This window comes from Paenibacillus typhae (assembly GCF_900099765.1).
Classification (GTDB): domain Bacteria; phylum Bacillota; class Bacilli; order Paenibacillales; family Paenibacillaceae; genus Paenibacillus_AQ; species Paenibacillus_AQ typhae.
This window is the reverse complement of sequence record NZ_FNDX01000008.1, coordinates 56,408-74,251: the sequence shown is the minus strand read 5'-3', so window position 1 is coordinate 74,251 and position 17,844 is coordinate 56,408. Positions and strand designations below refer to the sequence as shown.

The following is a 17,844-nucleotide window of genomic DNA, read 5'->3' as shown; positions in this document are numbered from 1 at the left end:
GCCGCACGCGGCAGCATGACGGAGAGGGCCCTTTTTGGATTGCGGAAGGTTTAGATCCGCAGTCTCCGCAAAGCTTCTGACAGCTTCCCTGTTAAGAGTCCGCTTGTCCCTTAGTCCCCACTCATTATACATTTTCCAGTATAAAAAAGAAAACTCCCCTGTACAACAAGGGAGTTTCAAAACAACGTATAAATTAAGGTGCAAAGACCAGATCATAGACATGCTTCCAAGTGCTCCACTGGAGTACATCGCTGAGTTCCCGTTTACCGATAATGACATATCCTGCAACCAGCCCGCCGGCAAGCGCAGCGATCAGCAGGAGAGGAATCAGAAACCACTGGATAAGGGTCCATTTGGATACGCCGGGCCGTTTGACCGGCTGCTGCTTGTCCTCTTCAGGCTTTGGTTTGTTCTGAGCACTCATTCCTTCACCTACCCGCGCATATTATTGGCCAGGCCAAGCATCTGGTCACTGGAGGAAAGCGCACGGGCAGCCAGCTGGTAAGTGCGCTGAAGCTGCATAAGCTCCGTCATTTCCTTGCTTAAATCCACATTGGACTGCTCCAGATAACCGGATCGCACGCCGAATGACGTCTCTTCACCAGGCTGCCGCTGGAGAAAGGCCTGTCCTTCCGTTACACCATCAGGAAGCACATAAAAATTACCGTCTACAGCCTGCAAAGCCGTCTTGCTGAGCGGCTCAACAATCATTATTGTGCCCGCTAACTGCACAGGTTCATTCTCGCCGGTTTTGGTGAGTACCCGGCCCTTCTCATCTATTGCCGCACTGACATTTGCCGGGACCCTGAGCGGGTTGCCCTCTGTGTTCAGCACCGGATTGCCTGTACTGTCCACCAGCATCATCTGCTGGGCATCCGCCGGATCAGGAGTGAAATGGAAATTCCCTTGACGCGTATACGCCGTGTCCCCGTTAACCTGTACGCCGAACAGCCCGTTTCCCTGCAGTGCGAGATCTGTAGGGTTGCCTGTCTCCTGAAGCGGCCCTTCCTCCCAATTGCTGGTTACCGTGGATACACGTACCCCGAACCCGATATTGAAGCCGAGCGGCATACTGCGGCCAGGCTGTTCATATTCCTTGGACTGCTGCTGGACACGGGTCAGGACATCTTCAAATGACCCTTCCTTGCTCTTGTATCCATTCGTATTCATGTTCGCGATATTGTCCGCAATAATATCCAGGCGCTGCTGAAGACTGGACATAGAGACGCCCGCACCGATCGTCGAATTGTTCACAGGTTATTCCCTCCCACAATAACCCCGCAAAGTGAAGCTTTACATAGAAGCTGAATCAGGTACTTTGCGGGGACCCCGAATATATACTGATATGTTCAAAAAGCCAGTACGCTTGCCTACGGCCTATACTCTGCCCACTTCATTAACAGCCTTCTGCAGGCTGGTGTCATAGAACTGGATTACCTTCTGATTGGCCTCATAGGCCCGGTAAGCGGCATTCATATCAACAGTTACCTGGGTAGCATCAACATTGGAGCCTTCAATATAGCCCTGGCGCAGCAGGAGATTGTCCCCGTCTTCCGCAAAACGGATCTCTGCCGCATCTGCATTATCAGCGTGAAAAACACCATTGCCGTCACGAACAAGCTCCTGCGGTCTTGTAACGATGCTGATGCCGACTTTTGCTCCGGAAGGAAGGCCGGTAGCCGGGTCCAGCAGGTTGCCCTGCCCGTCCACTGCAAGATTATCCATAGGCTCTGTCAGCACAAGCGGATTGCCTGCCGCATCCAGCACCCGGAACCCTCCGGAGCTGAGCACTTCCCCTGATGCATTAACAGTAAAGCTGCCGTTTCTTGTATATAAGTTATTCCCTTCATTATCCTGTACGGTAAAAAAAGCCTGCGGCTTGTAAGTAACCTCGCCGTCCTCGCTCACGTGCTTGCCTGATCCGTCGAACAGCATGTCCGCTCCGGTTGCCGGATCCGGAAGCCGCAAATCATCAGACAGCGCAAAATCAAACGGCTTGCCGCTTTCAATCAAATCGCCCTGCAAGTATTGGGAAACGGCCTGCTCAGCGAATACCCCCGTGTTGAGGCGGCCGACCTGCTTCGCTGTACCGCCGCTCATCGCCGAGATTAATACATCGGGAAAGGCATGGGTTACCGTATTAACCTGCTTGTACCCCGTAGTATTTAAGTTGGCAATGTTCTGCGTCGCCGTATCATGTCTGCGCTGCTGTGTCACCATACCGGCAGCGGCCGTATACAATCCTCTGATCATGCGGGCAATTCCCCTTCCTCAATCTCTGTTATCCCTTATATCGGCAAGCTAGAATTTTTTCTTAACGGCTTTGTCCAAATTATCCAGCAGGATTCCGGTCCCCTTTACCACACAGTGCATCGGATCCTCGGCTACCCAAACCGGAACATGCAGCTCTTCAGAGAGCAGCTCGTCCAGCCCGTTTAGCAGCGCGCCGCCGCCGGTAAGAACCACACCACGGTCAATAACATCTGCCGAAAGCTCCGGCGGTGTACGCTCCAGCACCGATTTGGCTGCCGCCACAATCATGGAGACCGGATCCCACAGCGCTTCTTTTACCTCTCCTGAGGTAATAGTAAGCGTCTGGGGAAGTCCGCTGACCATATCCCGGCCTCTGATATCCATCTCGGCCTTCATGCCGCCTGGCCGGACCGAACCGATAGAAACCTTAATATCTTCAGCAGTACGTTCGCCGATGAGCAGCTTATACTTCTGTTTGATATATTTTAAAATGGCCTCGTCGAATTTATCCCCTGCCACTTTAATGGAGGAGGCGGTAACGATGTCGTTCATAGACAGGACTGCTACATCCGTCGTTCCGCCGCCAATATCGACGACCATATTTCCGCTTGGCTGATAAATATCCATGCCTGCACCGATTGCTGCGGCTTTGGGCTCTTCCTCCAGATACACATCCCTCGCTCCGCTCCGCTCGGCAGCTTCCCGGATTGATTTCTGTTCAACTGAGGTAATATTTGTGGGGGCACAGATCAATATGCGGGGCTTGGAGTACCAGGTACGTCCGCCCACACGGTCGATGAAATATTTCAGCATCATTTCCGTAATGGCAAAGTCAGCAATAACACCATCCCTGAGCGGACGGATCGTTGTAATATTGCCCGGTGTGCGCCCGACCATCCGGCGTGCCTGTTCACCTACCGCAAGGACCCGCTTCGTATCACTTTCAAGTGTGACCACGGAGGGTTCATCCAGAACGACTCCCCTCCCTTTAACATGAATGAGCACATTGGCAGTGCCGAGATCGATTCCGATATCCTTGCTAAGCATAATGAAAGAGCCCCCAAAGTGTTATTTTAGATGAGAATAGTTAGTTGTAGAACGTGAACTTAATAATGTTAAAAGCGCTTCATTATTAAGTTCATCTTATACAGTACCAAATTTAAAAATACCATACTTTAGGGGAAGTATACAATGCACTAAACCTGAATTATTCCTTAAAAAGCTGAAAAAATCATGGCTTTGCGGCTACGGCAACCTCGCGTTTCTTGCCTGTCGTTTTTTTGTACTTGATCTTAGTGGCTTCTCCCCCCCGCAGATGCCGGATCGACTTATGATATTCGAGAATGTGCTTTACCTGATCGGCCAGATCCGGATTGATCTCCGGCAGCCGTTCGGTTAAATCTTTATGCACCGTGCTCTTTGAAACGCCAAATTCCTTGGCTATGGTCCGGACCGTATGCCTGGTTTCCACGATGCAGCGTCCGATTTTAATCGTCCGTTCCTTGATGTAATCGTGCACGCTCCCGCCTCCCAACTGTGGATAGTTTGGTACATTATATGAGGGGCGGGCCTATATATTCGCGCTTTCAGGACGTGACAAGCCTATGAAAGCCCATTTTCTTTCCGGGACAACCGTTTGACCTGATGATTTTTAAAAATAGGACTAAAGTTGTACTTCTAATAATAAGCTTTAAAGTTACTTCCCCTGACGCAAACGCAAAAAAACAGGGAGCTTACGCCCCCTGTCTCCTGAAGATCTTTAGCGCTGAGCCAGCAGATCGGACGGGTTAACAACTTTGCCGTCCTCGTACACTTCGAAATGTACATGATTGCCGAGATCCTTCTCGATCTCACTGCGTCCCGCCGTTGCCACCGTATCCCCTTGCTTCACTTCATCGCCCTGCTTCACTTTTACATCGCCAAGGCTCTGATACACGGTCTTCAGATTGCCCGGATGGGTAATCTCAACGACTTTACCGAATACAGCAACCTCTTCAACCCGGGTTACTTCACCGCTGAGTGCAGCTTTGACATCAAAGGTTTTGTTGTCTTCACGGGCGAGATCAATGCCGATATTCGGCACGAAGGTATCATTGTACTGCACCATAGCCGCCACATGATTTTCTTCTGTACCGTTCTCATCGTAGAACGGCTTAACGACCTGCACTTCACTTGGACTGGCTACCGGCCAGGCCAGGCTTTCTGCCGACGCGACAACCTCGAGCGCTTCCGGATCTGCCGGTGTGCCGGCTTCATTGCCGGAACCGCTGACGTCCTGGGACACTACAGCGGCGGTGTCAGGATTAAGCGGCTTTTGGCCGGCATCCTGATAGAACCACACCAAAGTTAGGATAAGAGCCGCTGCCGCCGTGTAGACTGCCGGGAATACCCAGCGTTTGGATAATGCTTTGTTCCATGAAGAAGGCTTGGCACCTGAATCTCCCTGCTTGTTTTTGAGAGATTCATCATGGGTTTGCTTGTTTTTGTCTTGTTCATTCATAGTTTATCACCTCAGTAACCAGTGTTACCGGGCGGTTCGCTTTTATACGTATCTTTTAAGTTATTTTTTCAGAAGAGTTGAGACTTGGGTAAACTGGACTCCGCTATAGTAGTGTTTGAGAATCTGGGTAGCTGTGCTCCCTTCCTTCGCCATCCCGTTTGCCCCCCACTGGCTCATGCCGACTCCATGCCCGTTGCCGTAGGTGGTAATCAGCACTTCACTGCCCTGCCGCTTCCAGGTGAACTGGCTGGAGCGCAGTCCCAGCTTCTCGCGGACCTCGCGGCCGGTGAAAACCGTTCCGCCAATGGATATTTCCTTAACCCTATGACCGGCTGTCAGCGACAGCACAACTGCCGGCAGTGCTGAGGAGGACGAGGATACGGGCTTCATTTTGCCTGAAGCAGCAAGAGCCTGTGAAGCAGGCAGTGCAGCAGCGTCCAGTCCAAGCTTGCTCAGCAGCTCGGAGGTGCTGAAGCTGACCGACACGGCCAGGTTCGGTGTAATCTCAAGCTCCCAGGGACTTGAGACGCTGCGCAGATAAGGAACGGCCACATTCCAGTAGTCTTCCGAATTTTCGGTATAGCCTCCGCTGGAGGCAAAGAAGGACGCCGTGATCGGCTGCCCTTTATAGGTCATGATCACCCCGCGCGTCTCAAGGACCGCGCGGCGCAGTTTGGCCAGCTCGGCGCTCTTGCCGCCGTGCTCCCAATCCCGTTCCAGCACCGCCTGCGAGATGTAAGCCTGGTGGCTTACTGTATCGCTGACATCGGCCTCCGGAACGGGAACCCCGCTGTGGTCGCCGGCCAGCAGGCGGCGAACAATAAAGGTGCGGGCGGCCACGGCCTGCGCTTTGAGCGCTTCGAGCTCAAAGTCTGCCGGCATCTCGGCCGCCAGCACGCCGCTGACGTAGTCCTCCAGCGGCAGGGTCTCTATTTGTCCGCTCTGCGACAAATAGACGGTCACTTCCGGCTGCGGCGCCTCCGCAGCAGCCGCTGCCGGCGAGGCCGTGGCCTGCGGCACGGCCTCCGGGGCTGGCTCATGTCCTCCGCGCAGCGGGACAAGAGCCAGCGGCAGCAGCAGCCCCGCGAGCAGCGGGGCTGCCAGCCAGGCGGCGGGGGCGAGCCGCCTGATCTTGGGAGCGCGCGGCTGCGCAGCGCGCCGGAACTTCATTCTGCGTTTCAGGTAGCGGAACTCTCTCATCTCTTCTATGGCTCCTTCCGTAGGCACTGGTGATTCTTATAGATATGAATTTACGGAGGCTGCTAGAACGCTAGAGCATTAATTTTGAGAGTAAGAGAATCTGAAGGTTCCCTGGCACATACCACACCCAAAAAACGCAAAAAAGACTGCCCGCCTAAGCGGAGCAGTCTTCAACATTCAAAGTAGGATAATTATACCCAGGTCGGCTGAACCTGGAAGCGCGGCTTCAGCTCTTCACCTTTGGAAGCTTCAGGCTTAACGGCTTCTTCTTTTGCGGCAGGCGCCGGAGCAGCTGATTCCTGCATGGAAATCCGCCAGATGTCCGCACCAAGCCCAGACAGCTTCTCAGCCAGATTTACATACCCGCGGTCAATGTGATGGGTTCCGCTGACCTCTGTAGTGCCTTCGGCAACAAGACCTGCCAAAATAAGCGCAGCTCCTGCACGCAGATCCGTAGCGCATACCTTGGCGCCCACAAGCTGGGCATTGCCGGTTACGATAGCGGAACGGCCTTCAATCTTAATTTCGGCATTCATGTTATGGAATTCATCCACATGCATGAAGCGGTTCTCAAATACCGTCTCGGTAACGACAGAGGTGCCTTCCGAGCGGAGCAGCAATGCCATCATCTGCGACTGCATATCGGTCGGGAAGCCCGGATACGGCAGAGTCTTCAGATCTACCGCCTTCAGAGGCTTGTCGCTGATGACACGGATGCCGTTCTCGTCAGGAAGAATGGTTACGCCCATTTCCTCCATCTTGGCGATTACAGGCCCGAGATGATCGGCAATAGCGCCTTCGACATAGACATCACCGCCGGTAATCGCTGCAGCCGCCATATAGGTGCCTGCTTCAATCCGGTCAGGAATGACATGATGTCTAACGCCATGCAGGCGCTCAACGCCTTCAATACGGATTACTCCTGTTCCAGCACCGCGGACAATCCCGCCCATGCCGTTAATATAGTTGGCCAGATCGACAATCTCCGGCTCCTTCGCGGCATTCTCAATTACAGTTACACCTTCGGCGAGTGCCGCGGCCATGATTATATTCTCAGTTGCCCCTACGCTGGCCACATCCAGATAGACCTTGGCTCCGCGCAGACGGCCGTTAGATTTGGCTTCAATGTATCCCTGGCCCAGACTGATCTCTGCACCCAGTGCTTCAAAGCCCTTGAGATGCTGGTCAATCGGCCTTGTTCCAATGGCGCAGCCCCCCGGCAGTGAAATACGGGTATGCCCCATACGGGACAACAGCGGGCCCATGACTAGGAAGGATGCACGCATTTTGCGCACCCATTCATAAGGCGCTTCACAGGAGGATATGCTTCTGGCATCTACCTCGATGATATCGTTCTGGTATGTAACGCCCGCACCCAGAGATTCCAGCACTTTGCTGATCGTCATTACATCGTCAAGCGGAGGAGCGTCCACAATAACGCTGACTCCTTCTTCTGCCAATAGAGAGGCGGCTATGATCGGTAGTACGGAATTTTTTGCGCCGCTAACTTTCACGCTCCCGGTCAATCTGTTGCCACCGCGGACGATAAATTTGCTCATTTCGGTTTCCCTCCGCGTCCATTATTTCTGAAATTAATTTTGAAGGTAAGATGCATCTGTTAAAATATCGGATATTCCGTCAGTGCGCCCGATGTGCGGGCACGTTCCTTAAACATCAGTGTTGACATAATAAAACCTTATTATTCGACACCATTCTTGCCACCAGGCCTATGACAGATATAACCAAACCACCTGCCATTAAAACATGTTGCGGATCTGCCCGCTCCAGCCCAGGTAATCCAGCAGAAAGCCGGCCACGAAGTGGCCAAGGACGATTGCCAGCAGCAAATGCAGCAGTCGGCCCTGCGGGCTCTTGGGATATCTTATGACCAGATCGAGCTTAAGGTTCTGAAGTGCCCACCAAGATAAGACTACACAGAGCAAAGAAACGATCATGGATACCAGACCGCTGGTACCGACCGCACTGGACAAATCTTCAACCAATATTTGATCCATGGAAAACCTCCGTGTAAGTTACTTGGAAATCGACTCTTATATCATACTTGCGCAGGTCAAAAGAATCCAGTACTTTTACAAACTTTTAAACATTACATGCCCAGATAGCTTGGATTGTTACGAGATTTTCATAATATTTGCCACTTATCCTCATAAAAAAACGGCCAAGCCATAGGCTTGACCGCGGTTTGATTACTGTTGTCCTTTTCCGGTGGACACCTTGATCCGTGTAACGGCGCGCTGAAGCGCCAGCTCCGCACGACGGTGATCAATTTCATCCTGTTTGCTGCGTGACTGAAGACGGCGCTGAGCCCGTTCCTTAGCCGCTTCGGCGCGTTCAACATCAATATCGGTAGGCAGCTCGGCACTTTCGGCCAGAACCGTTACTTTGTCTTTATGCACTTCCACGAACCCGCCATGAACAGCGATAGTGGTCGTAAGACCCTCCGATTTCACAGTGAGCGGAGCAACCTGAAGTGGTGTCACCAGCGGAATATGTCCCGGCAAAATGCCCAGCTCCCCGTCGACTCCGCGTACAGTCAGGCTGGTAACCTGCTTGGAGTAAACAAGGCGCTCCGGTGTGACAATTTCAAGCAGAAAGGTATTCACTTTCATTCCTCCTAAAAGCTTAACTTCGTTAAGCTCGCATCGAAAGCATAGGCTTTAGCTTTACGAAGTGAAGTTCGCTATCGAAAGCCAGATCTTGACTGATTACAGGGATTTCGCTTTTTCGACCGCTTCTTCAATCGTACCTACAAAGAGGAAAGCTGCTTCCGGAAGATCATCGTGCTTGCCATCCAGAATTTCCTTGAAGCTGCGTACAGTTTCCTTGATTGGAACGTATTTGCCCTTGAATCCGGTGAATTGCTCTGCTACGTGGAAAGGCTGGGACAGGAAGCGTTCAACTTTACGGGCACGTGCCACAATAACCTTGTCTTCCTCACTCAGCTCATCCATACCCAGGATCGCAATGATATCCTGAAGCTCTGTATAACGCTGCAGCAGCTGCTTAACGCCCTGTGCCACGTTGTAGTGCTCTTCCCCGACAATCTCCGGAGCAAGGATACGCGAGCTGGATGCCAGCGGATCTACCGCAGGGAAAATCCCTTTCTCGGAAATCTTGCGCTCAAGGTTGGTCGTTGCATCCAGATGGGCAAACGCCGTCGCCGGAGCAGGGTCAGTATAGTCATCCGCCGGTACGTAGATCGCCTGGATCGAGGTAACGGAGCCTTTTTTGGTGGAAGTGATGCGCTCCTGCAGCTGACCCATTTCTGTAGCCAGTGTAGGCTGGTAACCTACCGCGGAAGGCATACGGCCGAGCAGGGCCGATACTTCGGAACCCGCCTGGGTGAAGCGGAATATATTATCGATAAAGAGCAGCGTGTCGCGGCCTTCCACATCACGGAAATACTCCGCCATGGTCAGACCGGTCAGAGCTACACGAAGACGTGCGCCCGGCGGCTCATTCATTTGTCCGAACACCATTGCGGTTTTCTTGATAACGCCCGAATCCGTCATTTCATGATACAGGTCATTACCTTCACGGGTACGTTCACCAACACCTGCAAATACGGAGATACCGCCGTGCTCCTGTGCAATGTTGTTGATCAGTTCCTGAATCGTTACGGTTTTACCAACGCCGGCACCGCCGAACAGGCCGATTTTACCGCCCTTGGCGTAAGGAGCCAGCAGGTCGATAACCTTGATTCCTGTTTCCAGGATTTCTGCCTGTGTGGACAGTTCATCAAAGGTCGGAGCCAGACGGTGAATCGGGTTACGCTCTGCTGCTACAATTTCAGCACCGTTATCAATAGGGTTACCCAGTACGTTGAACACGCGGCCCAGTGTAGCTGCACCAACCGGAACGGAGATTGGACCGCCCTGGTCAAGGGCTTCAATTCCGCGGACAAGTCCGTCAGTGGATGACATAGCAATACAACGAACCAGATTATCACCCAGGTGATTGGATACCTCAAGGGTCAAATCAATGGCACGGCCGTTTTCCAAGCTGGTTACAATCTTGATAGCGTTGAAAATCTCGGGCAGCTGGCCGCGTTCAAATTCAATATCGACAACCGGACCCATAATGCTTACAACGCGTCCTTTGTTCATCTTATTATTTCCCTCCTCGAAAGCTGTTGCATTGAGAAGAAACGGAGAATACCTTCACCTGCGGCGTAGGCCCCCGTTTCCTGATCTTTAAGACTGCGCGTTCGCTCCGGCCACAATCTCGGTAATTTCCTGAGTGATTGCCGCCTGACGGGCACGGTTATAAGTAAGTCTAAGTTCGCCGATCATCTTCGACGCGTTCTTCGTTGCACTGCCCATCGCTGTCATTTTCGCCCCCAGCTCACTGGCCTTGCCGTCCAGAACGGCGCTGTAAATCAGCGTTTCTGCGTATTTCGGAAGCAATACTCCGAGCACGCCTTCAGGAGAAGGCTCATATTCGTAGTTTGCGCTTGCTTCATGGTGTCCTCCGCTTACCGCATCCATCGGCAGCAGCCGGTCAACAGTAGGAACCTGGCTAATCGCATTGACGAACCGGTTATAACAGATGTACAGCTCGTCGTAGACACCCGTTTCAAACTGCTGCACTGCAGAATAAGCAATCGACTTGATGTCAGAGAACTTAGGCGAATCTGACATTTCGGTTACTTCCTCCACAATCGGATATTCGCGGCGGCGCAAGAAGTCACGGCCTTTGCGGCCGATTACGAACAGGGCGTACTCATCCTTGGATTTATGCTTTTCTGCCAGCAGCATGGTCAGCTTACGCAGAATATTGGCATTGTACCCGCCGGCGAGTCCTCTGTCGGAGGTAACGATGAGATAGGCGGTCTTTTTCACCGGACGGCTTACCAGCATCGGATGGGTCACATCCTGGGTGGCAGCGGCAATGTTCGTTACAACCTCTTTCAGCTTCTCCGAGTACGGACGGGCAGCCTCTGCCTTCTCCTGCGCCTTGCGCAGCTTCGAAGCGGCTACCATCTCCATCGCCTTGGTGATCTGTCTGGTGTTTTGAACGCTTTTGATTTGACGTTTAATATCACGCATGCTTCTTGCCATGATTTTCACCACCTTAAAGCTTTGACGGAGTCAAAGCTATCTTCGTAAGCATCTACTAAGCTTTGACGAAGTCAAAGCTATCTTCGTAAGCATCTACTAAGCTTTGACGAAGTCAAAGCTATCTTCGTAAGCATTATCCAAGCTTTGATGAAGCCAAAGCCATCTTCATAAGAGCCTGCCTGAGCCCGGCTCACACCGGGCCTCCGGTTCAGACTGTCATTCTATGTGTATTAACGATTAACTGGTCGCAAAGCCTCTTTTGAATTTGTCGATAGCTTCTTTGAGGGCAGCCTCGTTATCTGCAGTCAGGTCCTTGGTATCCGTGATGGATTGAACGATTGCAGCACCGTTGGTATCCACAAAGGCCAGGAATTCCTTCTCGAAGCGTCTAACGTCTTTGACCGGAATGTCATCAAGGTGGCCTTTGACTGCTGTATACAAGCTGATAACCTGATGTTCTACAGACAGCGGCTGGTTAACGCCCTGTTTGAGAATTTCCATCATCCGGGCACCGCGGTTCAGACGGGCCTGCGTAGATTTATCGAGATCGGAGCCGAACTGGGAGAACGCCTGAAGCTCACGGTATTGGGCCAGATCCAGACGGAGCGAGCCGGCAACCTTCTTCATCGCTTTGATCTGCGCCGAGCCGCCTACACGGGATACGGAGATACCGACGTTGATCGCCGGACGCTGACCGGAGTAGAACAGGTCGGATTCAAGGAAGATTTGGCCGTCTGTAATCGAGATTACGTTCGTAGGAATGTAAGCTGATACGTCGGAAGCCTGTGTTTCGATGAACGGAAGGGCGGTTAATGAACCTCCTCCAAGCTCATCGCTCAGCTTCGCTGCACGCTCAAGCAGACGGGAGTGCAGGTAGAATACGTCACCAGGGAACGCCTCGCGGCCCGGTGGACGGCGGAGCAGCAGGGACAATTCGCGGTAAGCGGAAGCCTGCTTCGAAAGGTCATCATAGATAACCAGAACGTGCTCGCCTTTGTACATGAAGTATTCACCCATCGCACAGCCTGCGTACGGAGCAATATACAGGAGCGGGGAAGGCTCGGAAGCCGATGCCGTTACTACGATTGTATATTCCAGTGCACCGTGGCGGCGGAGGGTTTCCACAACCTGAGCAACTGTAGATTGCTTCTGGCCAATGGCAACGTAAATACATTTCATGCCATTGCCCTTTTGGTTGATGATAGCATCAATGGCAATTGCCGTTTTACCAGTCTGACGGTCACCGATAATCAGCTCGCGCTGTCCGCGGCCGATCGGCACCATCGCGTCGATGGCTTTAAGACCTGTCTGCATAGGCTCATGAACCGATTTACGGTCGATAACGCCAGGTGCATTGCTTTCAACCGGGCGGAATTCTGTAGTTGCAATCGGGCCTTTGCCGTCAAGCGGCTGACCCAGCGGATTCACTACGCGGCCCAGAAGGGCTTCGCCTACAGGTACCTGCATAATTTGTCCGGTACGTTTAACTTGGTCGCCTTCGCGAATTTCCTTGTACTCACCCAGGATAACAACACCGACGTTGCTTTCTTCCAGGTTGAGCGCCATGCCCACTACTCCGTTGGAGAACTCCAGCAGTTCTCCTGCCATCGCGTTTTCCAGACCGTAGACACGGGCGATACCGTCGCCGACTTGAATGACGGTGCCGATTTCGGCCACTTCAATATCGGCTTTATATTGCTCAATTTGACTTTTGATCAAACTGCTGATCTCTTCAGGTCTAATGCTCAATATCCTCACCCCTATCTTCTATGCTTATCATTAAAAGATTTTTCAAGACGTGCAAGCTTGCCAGACAGGCTGCCATCATACAGCGTATCGCCGATAACGACCTTCAATCCGCCCAGAAGGCTCTTGTCAACGAGATTCGTAACCCGGATCTTGCGGTTCGTAAGCTGACTGAACTCCTGAGCCACATGCTCCTGTTCTTCCTGGCTCAGCGCATATGTGGAGTATACCGTTGCATCACCGATACCCAGGGCTTCACCTTCTATTTTCACGTACGCTTCCAGCAGATCAGCAAAAATATCGGTTCTGCCCCGCTCCACCAATAGTTCAACCGTGTTCAGTACCGCTTCGGAGAGCTTGCCTTCAAGTGCGGTGCGCAGCACCTTCAGCTTATCGGACTGGGAGATGCGCGGCGCAAGAATGAACCGTTTCACATCTTCATCGGAATGAAGCACTGTTACCAGTGTCTTAAGCTGCTCTTCCACTTCAAGCGTATTACCCTTCTCCACCGCGGCACTGTACAGGGCTTTGGCGTAACGTTTGGCAACTACCGCACTGCCGCTCATGATCGGCCTCCTACCTCTTTGAGGTACTGGTCAACGAGCTGCTCCTGTTCGCCGTCAGCCTTAACTTCTTTCTCAAGCAGCTTGGATGCGATACGGACGGAAGCAGATCCGAGCTCGCTGCGCAGCGCTTCCACTGCCTTGTTCTTTTCGTTTGCAATATCGCGGACAGCCTCGTCTTTGAGACGGGCAGCTTCAACTTTAGCCTGGTCGATCAGCTTGTCAGCCTGGTTGAGGCTGGTAGCCTGCGATTGCTGAATAATCTGTTTGGCCTCTTCGCGCGCCTTTTGCAAAGCCTGCTTCTGCTCTTCCACGTAAGCGACCGCCTGCTCCCTGGTCTTAGCTGCTTCATCCATCTGCTGCAGCACTAGCTCACGGCGTTTTTCCATAATTCCGAACAGTTTGCTGAAAGCATATTTACTGAGCAGGATATACAGGATTACAAATGCGACAATTGAAAATACTATGTTGGTCCATACTATAGTCACTGTGGTCACTCCTTTCCGTTACCGCGGTGTGCGGATATATACAAAAGTAAGGCGCGGATGGCACCAGCCCTCCCCGCCAAACCGTAGGAACGGTTTATTAAGAAAACATGATCAAGAATGCAATAACCGTTGCCGCCAAAGGAATAACTTCGACGATACCTACACCGATAAACATAGTAGTCTGCAGTGCGTTACGTGCTTCCGGCTGACGGGCGATAGATTCTACCGTTCTGCTGACGATCATACCGTTACCAAGACCTGCGCCGAGTGCGCCCAAACCAACCGCGATTGCTGCTGCCAAAAATTCCATTGAAAATATCCTCCTTTAATTTCGGTTCATTTTTTGTGTGTTTTAATGATATTGAAATCTCCCGCGAAACCCGCATGACAATTGCCGCGCTGCCTCACGGCAGTTCATTAATGCGCTTCTTCTTCGTGAATCGTCATCTGTGCGATGTACACCATCGTCAGTATCGTGAAAATGAATGCCTGGAGCGCCCCGACGAAAATACTGAAGCCCTGCCAGACTGCAAGGAACGGTATACTTAAGATTCCCAGCTTCAGAATTACAGTGATCAGAACCTCACCTGCAAAGATATTCGCGAACAAACGAATAGCCAGTGCAACCGGCTTAGCCAGGTTTTCGATGATGTTGAGCGGCAGGAAAATCGGAAACGGCTCAATATAGTGCTTGAAATAATGCTTGCCGTTCTGCTTGATGCCCAGGAAGTTCATCAGTACGAAAACGATAATCGCAAGACCGGCTGTAATGTTGATATCCGCTGTCGGTGACTTATACCAGAGCAGCTCCACATGCTCGCCGTGTGTCAGGTTTTTGGTCGCATCAATGACGTGTCCAAAAATGTACACCGGCTCATGGGCCTCAGTGATAAAGGAAAAAGGCAGACCAAGGAGATTGGAGACAAAGATAAACAGTATCAGCGTCAATCCCAATGATATGTAAGGCTTGCCCTTCTTCAGGTCCATTGCACTGCTGATAACCCCTTGTACGAATTCAACTACCCACTCCATAAAATTCTGAAGTCTGGACGGGTTATCGACAGACAAATTGCGGACAGACAGCATCACCAGAACGAAAACAATAACGGAACTGATTAGCAGTGTCAGTACGGCAGATAAATCAATTGGTATGCTGCCAAGATAGATTATTGGCATTTCATGCATGGTATCATCCCCCTTTCCCTTTAATCTTAAAGCTTGTTCTTAACACTCAGATAAATCCCTACCGGAATAGAGAGAAGCTGGGGAATAAAGATTCCAGCAATGGTAGCCTCCAGCGAGAAATGCTCAATCTTGACCGAGAACATGGTCACCAGAATGGCAAAGCTGATCCGCGTGACAAACCCGAGACTGAAAGCCTTCCCCTCATTATTCGCAACCGATTCGGCTACCCGCCGCACTTTTACGGCAAGATAACGGAAGTTCACAATACCCGCAACCAAACCGAGTGTCATCCCTAGTGTGACTGCACGGGTTTCATGATGAAGAGCATATCCCATCAGCAATCCTGCCATGAGTACAAATGTGACCCTTGTTACGGCATTGATCATGGGAGTCATATTATCCATTTTGCTCCCCCAGAAATTTTTTGATTAACAGGGCGACATTGATAATTCCCAGAGCCATACCGGAAATCGCACCGACCGCAACCCAGATTTCCGAGCCGCCGATCAGGCGTTGGAGCCACCTTGCTGCAAAAATACCTATAATAATGTAAGCGGCAAGCAAAGTACCTGCACTTGCAATCACCAGAGCGGTTTTTCCCAGCCCTGCTTCACGCTTCGGCTCTTTCATAGGCTACAATCCCAACTAATTTTACTGAATATCCAGACTCTTTGTCAATTCAATGAAAATTGTCCAAAAGTGCATGAAAACATGAAAATAATCACAGCATTTTTATTCAAAACCATACAAACCGTACAGTTTCACTGTATGCTGTATTTTCAATGCCGCATATCAGGTTTTGTAGCGTAAAATTTAATTTGTGAACGTTTTATGAAATTCTTCAGGACGATCGGCATTTACACCAAAATGGTGCTTAATCGCATTGACAATTCTTTCAGAAGCTTTGCCGTCTCCGTACGGGTTGGCGGCCCGGCTCATCGACTGGTACAGTGCCTGATCAGTCAGCAGAGCATGTGTCCGTTGATACACCTTCTCCTCGTCCGTTCCCACAAGCTCCAAAGTTCCGGCCTCGATCCCTTCCGGGCGCTCGGTCGTATCACGCAGCACAAGCACAGGAACCCCAAAGGAGGGAGCTTCCTCCTGCAGGCCGCCGGAATCGGTCAAAATCAGGTGGGTATGCGGATAAAAATTGTGCAGGTCAACGACATCCAGCGGATCGATCAGCTTGATTCTCGGATGTCCGCCCAGGATCTCATGCGCCGGCTCCTTGACTGCAGGGCTCGGATGCACAGGATAAACTATAGCTACATCTTCAAACTCATCAGCGATTCTTTTAACAGCACGGAAAATATGACGGTGCGGTTCGCCTTGAGACTCCCTGCGGTGCGCCGTCATCAGAATTAATCTTTTTCCCGCCGCAAAATCCAGCACCGGATGCCGGTAGTCCGGCTGTACGGTATATTGAAACACATCGGTCACGGTATTGCCTGTGATATAGATACTTGACTCCTTTTTGTTCTCGTGTCTCAAATTCCCTGCCGACCAGTCGGTCGGGGCAAAGTGCAGATCTGCCAAAACCCCTGTCAGCTGGCGGTTCATTTCCTCCGGGTATGGAGACAGCTTATTCCAGGTCCGGAGTCCCGCCTCTACATGTCCAACCTGAATCTGCTGGAGGAAGGAAGCATAACTCGCCAGGAAGGTTGTCAGTGTATCACCATGGACAAGCACCAGATCAGGCTTCGCTTCACGCAGGACAGGCTCAAGCCCTTCCAGTACACGGATGGAGATTTCATTCAGTGTCTGCCGGTCCTTCATAACGTCCAGGTCATAATCAGGAACGATTTTAAACACTTCCAGTACCTGATCCAGCAGCTCACGGTGCTGCGCGGTTACGCATACAACTGATTCGATATGTTCAGGATGCTTGTTCAGCTCAAGCACGAGCGGCGCCATTTTGATTGCTTCCGGACGTACTCCGAAGATTGTCATTACCTTTATTTTCTTGGACACTTTCCCACCCCTTTCTTCTATATAGATAGCTGTTTGCAGAGCTACCCTTTTAATACTCTGTTACTTCCTATTTGGTTCCGTATAAACGGTCTCCGGCATCCCCGAGCCCAGGTACAATGTATCCGTGATCATTAAGGTGATCATCAAGTGCTGCTACATAGATATCCACATCCGGATGGGCAGCCTGTACCGCCGCAACACCTTCAGGAGCTGCGATCAGGTTCATCATCTTGATCTGGGTGCAGCCGCGGTTCTTCAGCGAGGTGATCGCCGCAATGGCAGAGCCGCCTGTAGCCAGCATCGGATCGATTACAATGAGTTCACGTTCCTGCACATCTGTAGGAAGCTTGATATAATATTCAACCGGCTGGAGCGTTTCCGGGTCACGGAAGAGGCCTACATGGCCCACCTTAGCTGCAGGCAGCAGTTTGAGGACTCCCTCGGTCATCCCGAGACCGGCGCGGAGAATCGGAATCAGCCCGAGCATTCTGCCCGAAATAACCTTGCTCTCTGTCTCTGCTACCGGTGTCTGTACGGTGATTGTCTCCAGCGGGATATCCCGTGTAATTTCATAGGCCATAAGCGTAGCCACTTCATCTACATGCTCTCTGAATTCTTTTGTGTTGGTCCGCACATCACGGATAAATGTCAGTTTGTGCTGAATCAAAGGATGATCGCATATCACCAATTTTCCCATTTCTGTCCCTCCGGTAAATGTAAGTCTTGTCAGCCGCAGAAAGCGCTTTTGCCGCTTCGGTGGCTAAATCCTGTCTATTATATCATCACCGGAGGTGTATTTCACCTCCGAAGGGAAAGTAGCTGCATAAAACTGCCGCCCTTCAAACAAGGGTCTGCAG

At 51.5% G+C, this 17,844-nt stretch carries 21 protein-coding genes; all 21 read right to left on the bottom strand.

Translation table 11 applies throughout. The annotated features are described in order from the left end of the window. Positions 1-193 precede the first annotated feature (193 nt). The 21 genes from BLR64_RS09555 to upp all read right to left on the bottom strand — a co-directional run bounded on the left by BLR64_RS09555 (position 194) and on the right by upp (position 17,684). Positions 194-424, bottom strand: coding sequence for a DNA-directed RNA polymerase subunit beta (locus BLR64_RS09555; protein ID WP_090713896.1), 231 nt, complete (start codon positions 422-424; stop codon positions 194-196). Between the two features lie 8 nt (positions 425-432). Then, positions 433-1,254: a flagellar hook-basal body protein gene (locus tag BLR64_RS09550; protein WP_090713895.1), complete on the bottom strand. Its 822-nt coding sequence runs from the start codon at positions 1,252-1,254 to the stop codon at positions 433-435. Between the two features lie 123 nt (positions 1,255-1,377). Continuing rightward, on the bottom strand, positions 1,378-2,253 hold the full coding sequence (locus BLR64_RS09545; RefSeq protein ID WP_090713894.1) for a flagellar hook-basal body protein: 876 nt from the start codon (positions 2,251-2,253) through the stop codon (positions 1,378-1,380). 48 nt (positions 2,254-2,301) lie between these two features. Beyond that, complete coding sequence (gene mreB / locus BLR64_RS09540; RefSeq protein WP_167360634.1) at positions 2,302-3,300, bottom strand: rod shape-determining protein; 999 nt, start codon at positions 3,298-3,300, stop codon at positions 2,302-2,304. A 184-nt stretch (positions 3,301-3,484) separates the two neighbouring features. Then, the gene (gene spoIIID / locus BLR64_RS09535) at positions 3,485-3,772 is read right to left on the bottom strand and encodes a sporulation transcriptional regulator SpoIIID (protein WP_038597396.1); all 288 of its coding nucleotides are present in this window, start codon (positions 3,770-3,772) and stop codon (positions 3,485-3,487) included. 240 nt (positions 3,773-4,012) lie between these two features. After that, positions 4,013-4,753, bottom strand: a complete 741-nt coding sequence (spoIIQ, locus tag BLR64_RS09530; protein WP_090713893.1) for a stage II sporulation protein SpoIIQ — start codon at positions 4,751-4,753, stop codon at positions 4,013-4,015. Between the two features lie 60 nt (positions 4,754-4,813). Continuing rightward, complete coding sequence (gene spoIID / locus BLR64_RS09525; RefSeq protein ID WP_090713892.1) at positions 4,814-5,953, bottom strand: stage II sporulation protein D; 1,140 nt, start codon at positions 5,951-5,953, stop codon at positions 4,814-4,816. Positions 5,954-6,144: 191 nt separating this feature from the next. Next, on the bottom strand, positions 6,145-7,512 hold the full coding sequence (murA, locus tag BLR64_RS09520; RefSeq protein ID WP_090713891.1) for a UDP-N-acetylglucosamine 1-carboxyvinyltransferase: 1,368 nt from the start codon (positions 7,510-7,512) through the stop codon (positions 6,145-6,147). Positions 7,513-7,710: 198 nt separating this feature from the next. Continuing rightward, complete coding sequence (locus BLR64_RS09515) at positions 7,711-7,968, bottom strand: DUF1146 family protein (protein WP_198536636.1); 258 nt, start codon at positions 7,966-7,968, stop codon at positions 7,711-7,713. Positions 7,969-8,160: 192 nt separating this feature from the next. Then, complete coding sequence (locus tag BLR64_RS09510) at positions 8,161-8,577, bottom strand: F0F1 ATP synthase subunit epsilon (RefSeq protein WP_068728024.1); 417 nt, start codon at positions 8,575-8,577, stop codon at positions 8,161-8,163. A gap of 102 nt (positions 8,578-8,679) precedes the next feature. Then, the gene (gene atpD, locus BLR64_RS09505) at positions 8,680-10,080 is read right to left on the bottom strand and encodes a F0F1 ATP synthase subunit beta (protein WP_068728025.1); all 1,401 of its coding nucleotides are present in this window, start codon (positions 10,078-10,080) and stop codon (positions 8,680-8,682) included. 87 nt (positions 10,081-10,167) lie between these two features. Further along, positions 10,168-11,034 (bottom strand): ATP synthase F1 subunit gamma, encoded by an 867-nt coding sequence (atpG, locus tag BLR64_RS09500; protein ID WP_090713890.1) that lies wholly within the window; start codon positions 11,032-11,034, stop codon positions 10,168-10,170. A gap of 237 nt (positions 11,035-11,271) precedes the next feature. After that, positions 11,272-12,783, bottom strand: a complete 1,512-nt coding sequence (gene atpA / locus BLR64_RS09495) for a F0F1 ATP synthase subunit alpha (protein WP_068728027.1) — start codon at positions 12,781-12,783, stop codon at positions 11,272-11,274. Between the two features lie 11 nt (positions 12,784-12,794). After that, positions 12,795-13,346 (bottom strand): F0F1 ATP synthase subunit delta, encoded by a 552-nt coding sequence (locus BLR64_RS09490; protein ID WP_090713889.1) that lies wholly within the window; start codon positions 13,344-13,346, stop codon positions 12,795-12,797. Further along, on the bottom strand, positions 13,343-13,831 hold the full coding sequence (gene atpF, locus BLR64_RS09485) for a F0F1 ATP synthase subunit B (RefSeq protein WP_068728029.1): 489 nt from the start codon (positions 13,829-13,831) through the stop codon (positions 13,343-13,345). The genes BLR64_RS09490 and atpF overlap by 4 nt, the downstream gene beginning before the upstream one ends. Positions 13,832-13,928: 97 nt before the next feature. Beyond that, positions 13,929-14,141 carry a F0F1 ATP synthase subunit C gene (gene atpE / locus BLR64_RS09480; RefSeq protein ID WP_039877624.1) on the bottom strand — a complete coding sequence of 71 codons (213 nt, stop codon included), beginning with the start codon at positions 14,139-14,141 and terminating at the stop codon, positions 13,929-13,931. Between the two features lie 107 nt (positions 14,142-14,248). Next, entirely contained in the window at positions 14,249-15,016 is a 768-nt protein-coding gene (gene atpB / locus BLR64_RS09475; protein WP_090713888.1) for a F0F1 ATP synthase subunit A, read from the bottom strand. 26 nt (positions 15,017-15,042) lie between these two features. Then, positions 15,043-15,420 (bottom strand): ATP synthase subunit I, encoded by a 378-nt coding sequence (locus tag BLR64_RS09470; protein ID WP_090713887.1) that lies wholly within the window; start codon positions 15,418-15,420, stop codon positions 15,043-15,045. Beyond that, the gene (locus BLR64_RS09465; RefSeq protein WP_090713886.1) at positions 15,413-15,646 is read right to left on the bottom strand and encodes an AtpZ/AtpI family protein; all 234 of its coding nucleotides are present in this window, start codon (positions 15,644-15,646) and stop codon (positions 15,413-15,415) included. The genes BLR64_RS09470 and BLR64_RS09465 overlap by 8 nt, the downstream gene beginning before the upstream one ends. Positions 15,647-15,829: 183 nt before the next feature. After that, complete coding sequence (gene wecB, locus BLR64_RS09460; RefSeq protein ID WP_068728040.1) at positions 15,830-16,966, bottom strand: non-hydrolyzing UDP-N-acetylglucosamine 2-epimerase; 1,137 nt, start codon at positions 16,964-16,966, stop codon at positions 15,830-15,832. A gap of 88 nt (positions 16,967-17,054) precedes the next feature. After that, the gene (upp, locus tag BLR64_RS09455) at positions 17,055-17,684 is read right to left on the bottom strand and encodes a uracil phosphoribosyltransferase (protein ID WP_039877631.1); all 630 of its coding nucleotides are present in this window, start codon (positions 17,682-17,684) and stop codon (positions 17,055-17,057) included. Positions 17,685-17,844: the final 160 nt, after the last annotated feature.

Coding starts and splice junctions, on each gene's coding strand:
- BLR64_RS09555 (WP_090713896.1), bottom strand. CDS start 424: ATGAGTGCTCAGAACAAACCAAAGCCTGAAGAGGACAAGCAGCAGCCG.
- BLR64_RS09545 (WP_090713894.1), bottom strand. CDS start 2,253: ATGATCAGAGGATTGTATACGGCCGCTGCCGGTATGGTGACACAGCAG.
- mreB (WP_167360634.1), bottom strand. CDS start 3,300: ATGCTTAGCAAGGATATCGGAATCGATCTCGGCACTGCCAATGTGCTC.
- spoIIQ (WP_090713893.1), bottom strand. CDS start 4,753: ATGAATGAACAAGACAAAAACAAGCAAACCCATGATGAATCTCTCAAA.
- spoIID (WP_090713892.1), bottom strand. CDS start 5,953: ATGAGAGAGTTCCGCTACCTGAAACGCAGAATGAAGTTCCGGCGCGCT.
- murA (WP_090713891.1), bottom strand. CDS start 7,512: ATGAGCAAATTTATCGTCCGCGGTGGCAACAGATTGACCGGGAGCGTG.
- BLR64_RS09515 (WP_198536636.1), bottom strand. CDS start 7,968: ATGGATCAAATATTGGTTGAAGATTTGTCCAGTGCGGTCGGTACCAGC.
- atpD (WP_068728025.1), bottom strand. CDS start 10,080: ATGAACAAAGGACGCGTTGTAAGCATTATGGGTCCGGTTGTCGATATT.
- atpG (WP_090713890.1), bottom strand. CDS start 11,034: ATGGCAAGAAGCATGCGTGATATTAAACGTCAAATCAAAAGCGTTCAA.
- BLR64_RS09490 (WP_090713889.1), bottom strand. CDS start 13,346: ATGAGCGGCAGTGCGGTAGTTGCCAAACGTTACGCCAAAGCCCTGTAC.
- atpE (WP_039877624.1), bottom strand. CDS start 14,141: ATGGAATTTTTGGCAGCAGCAATCGCGGTTGGTTTGGGCGCACTCGGC.
- atpB (WP_090713888.1), bottom strand. CDS start 15,016: ATGCATGAAATGCCAATAATCTATCTTGGCAGCATACCAATTGATTTA.
- BLR64_RS09470 (WP_090713887.1), bottom strand. CDS start 15,420: ATGGATAATATGACTCCCATGATCAATGCCGTAACAAGGGTCACATTT.
- BLR64_RS09465 (WP_090713886.1), bottom strand. CDS start 15,646: ATGAAAGAGCCGAAGCGTGAAGCAGGGCTGGGAAAAACCGCTCTGGTG.
- wecB (WP_068728040.1), bottom strand. CDS start 16,966: ATGACAATCTTCGGAGTACGTCCGGAAGCAATCAAAATGGCGCCGCTC.
- upp (WP_039877631.1), bottom strand. CDS start 17,684: ATGGGAAAATTGGTGATATGCGATCATCCTTTGATTCAGCACAAACTG.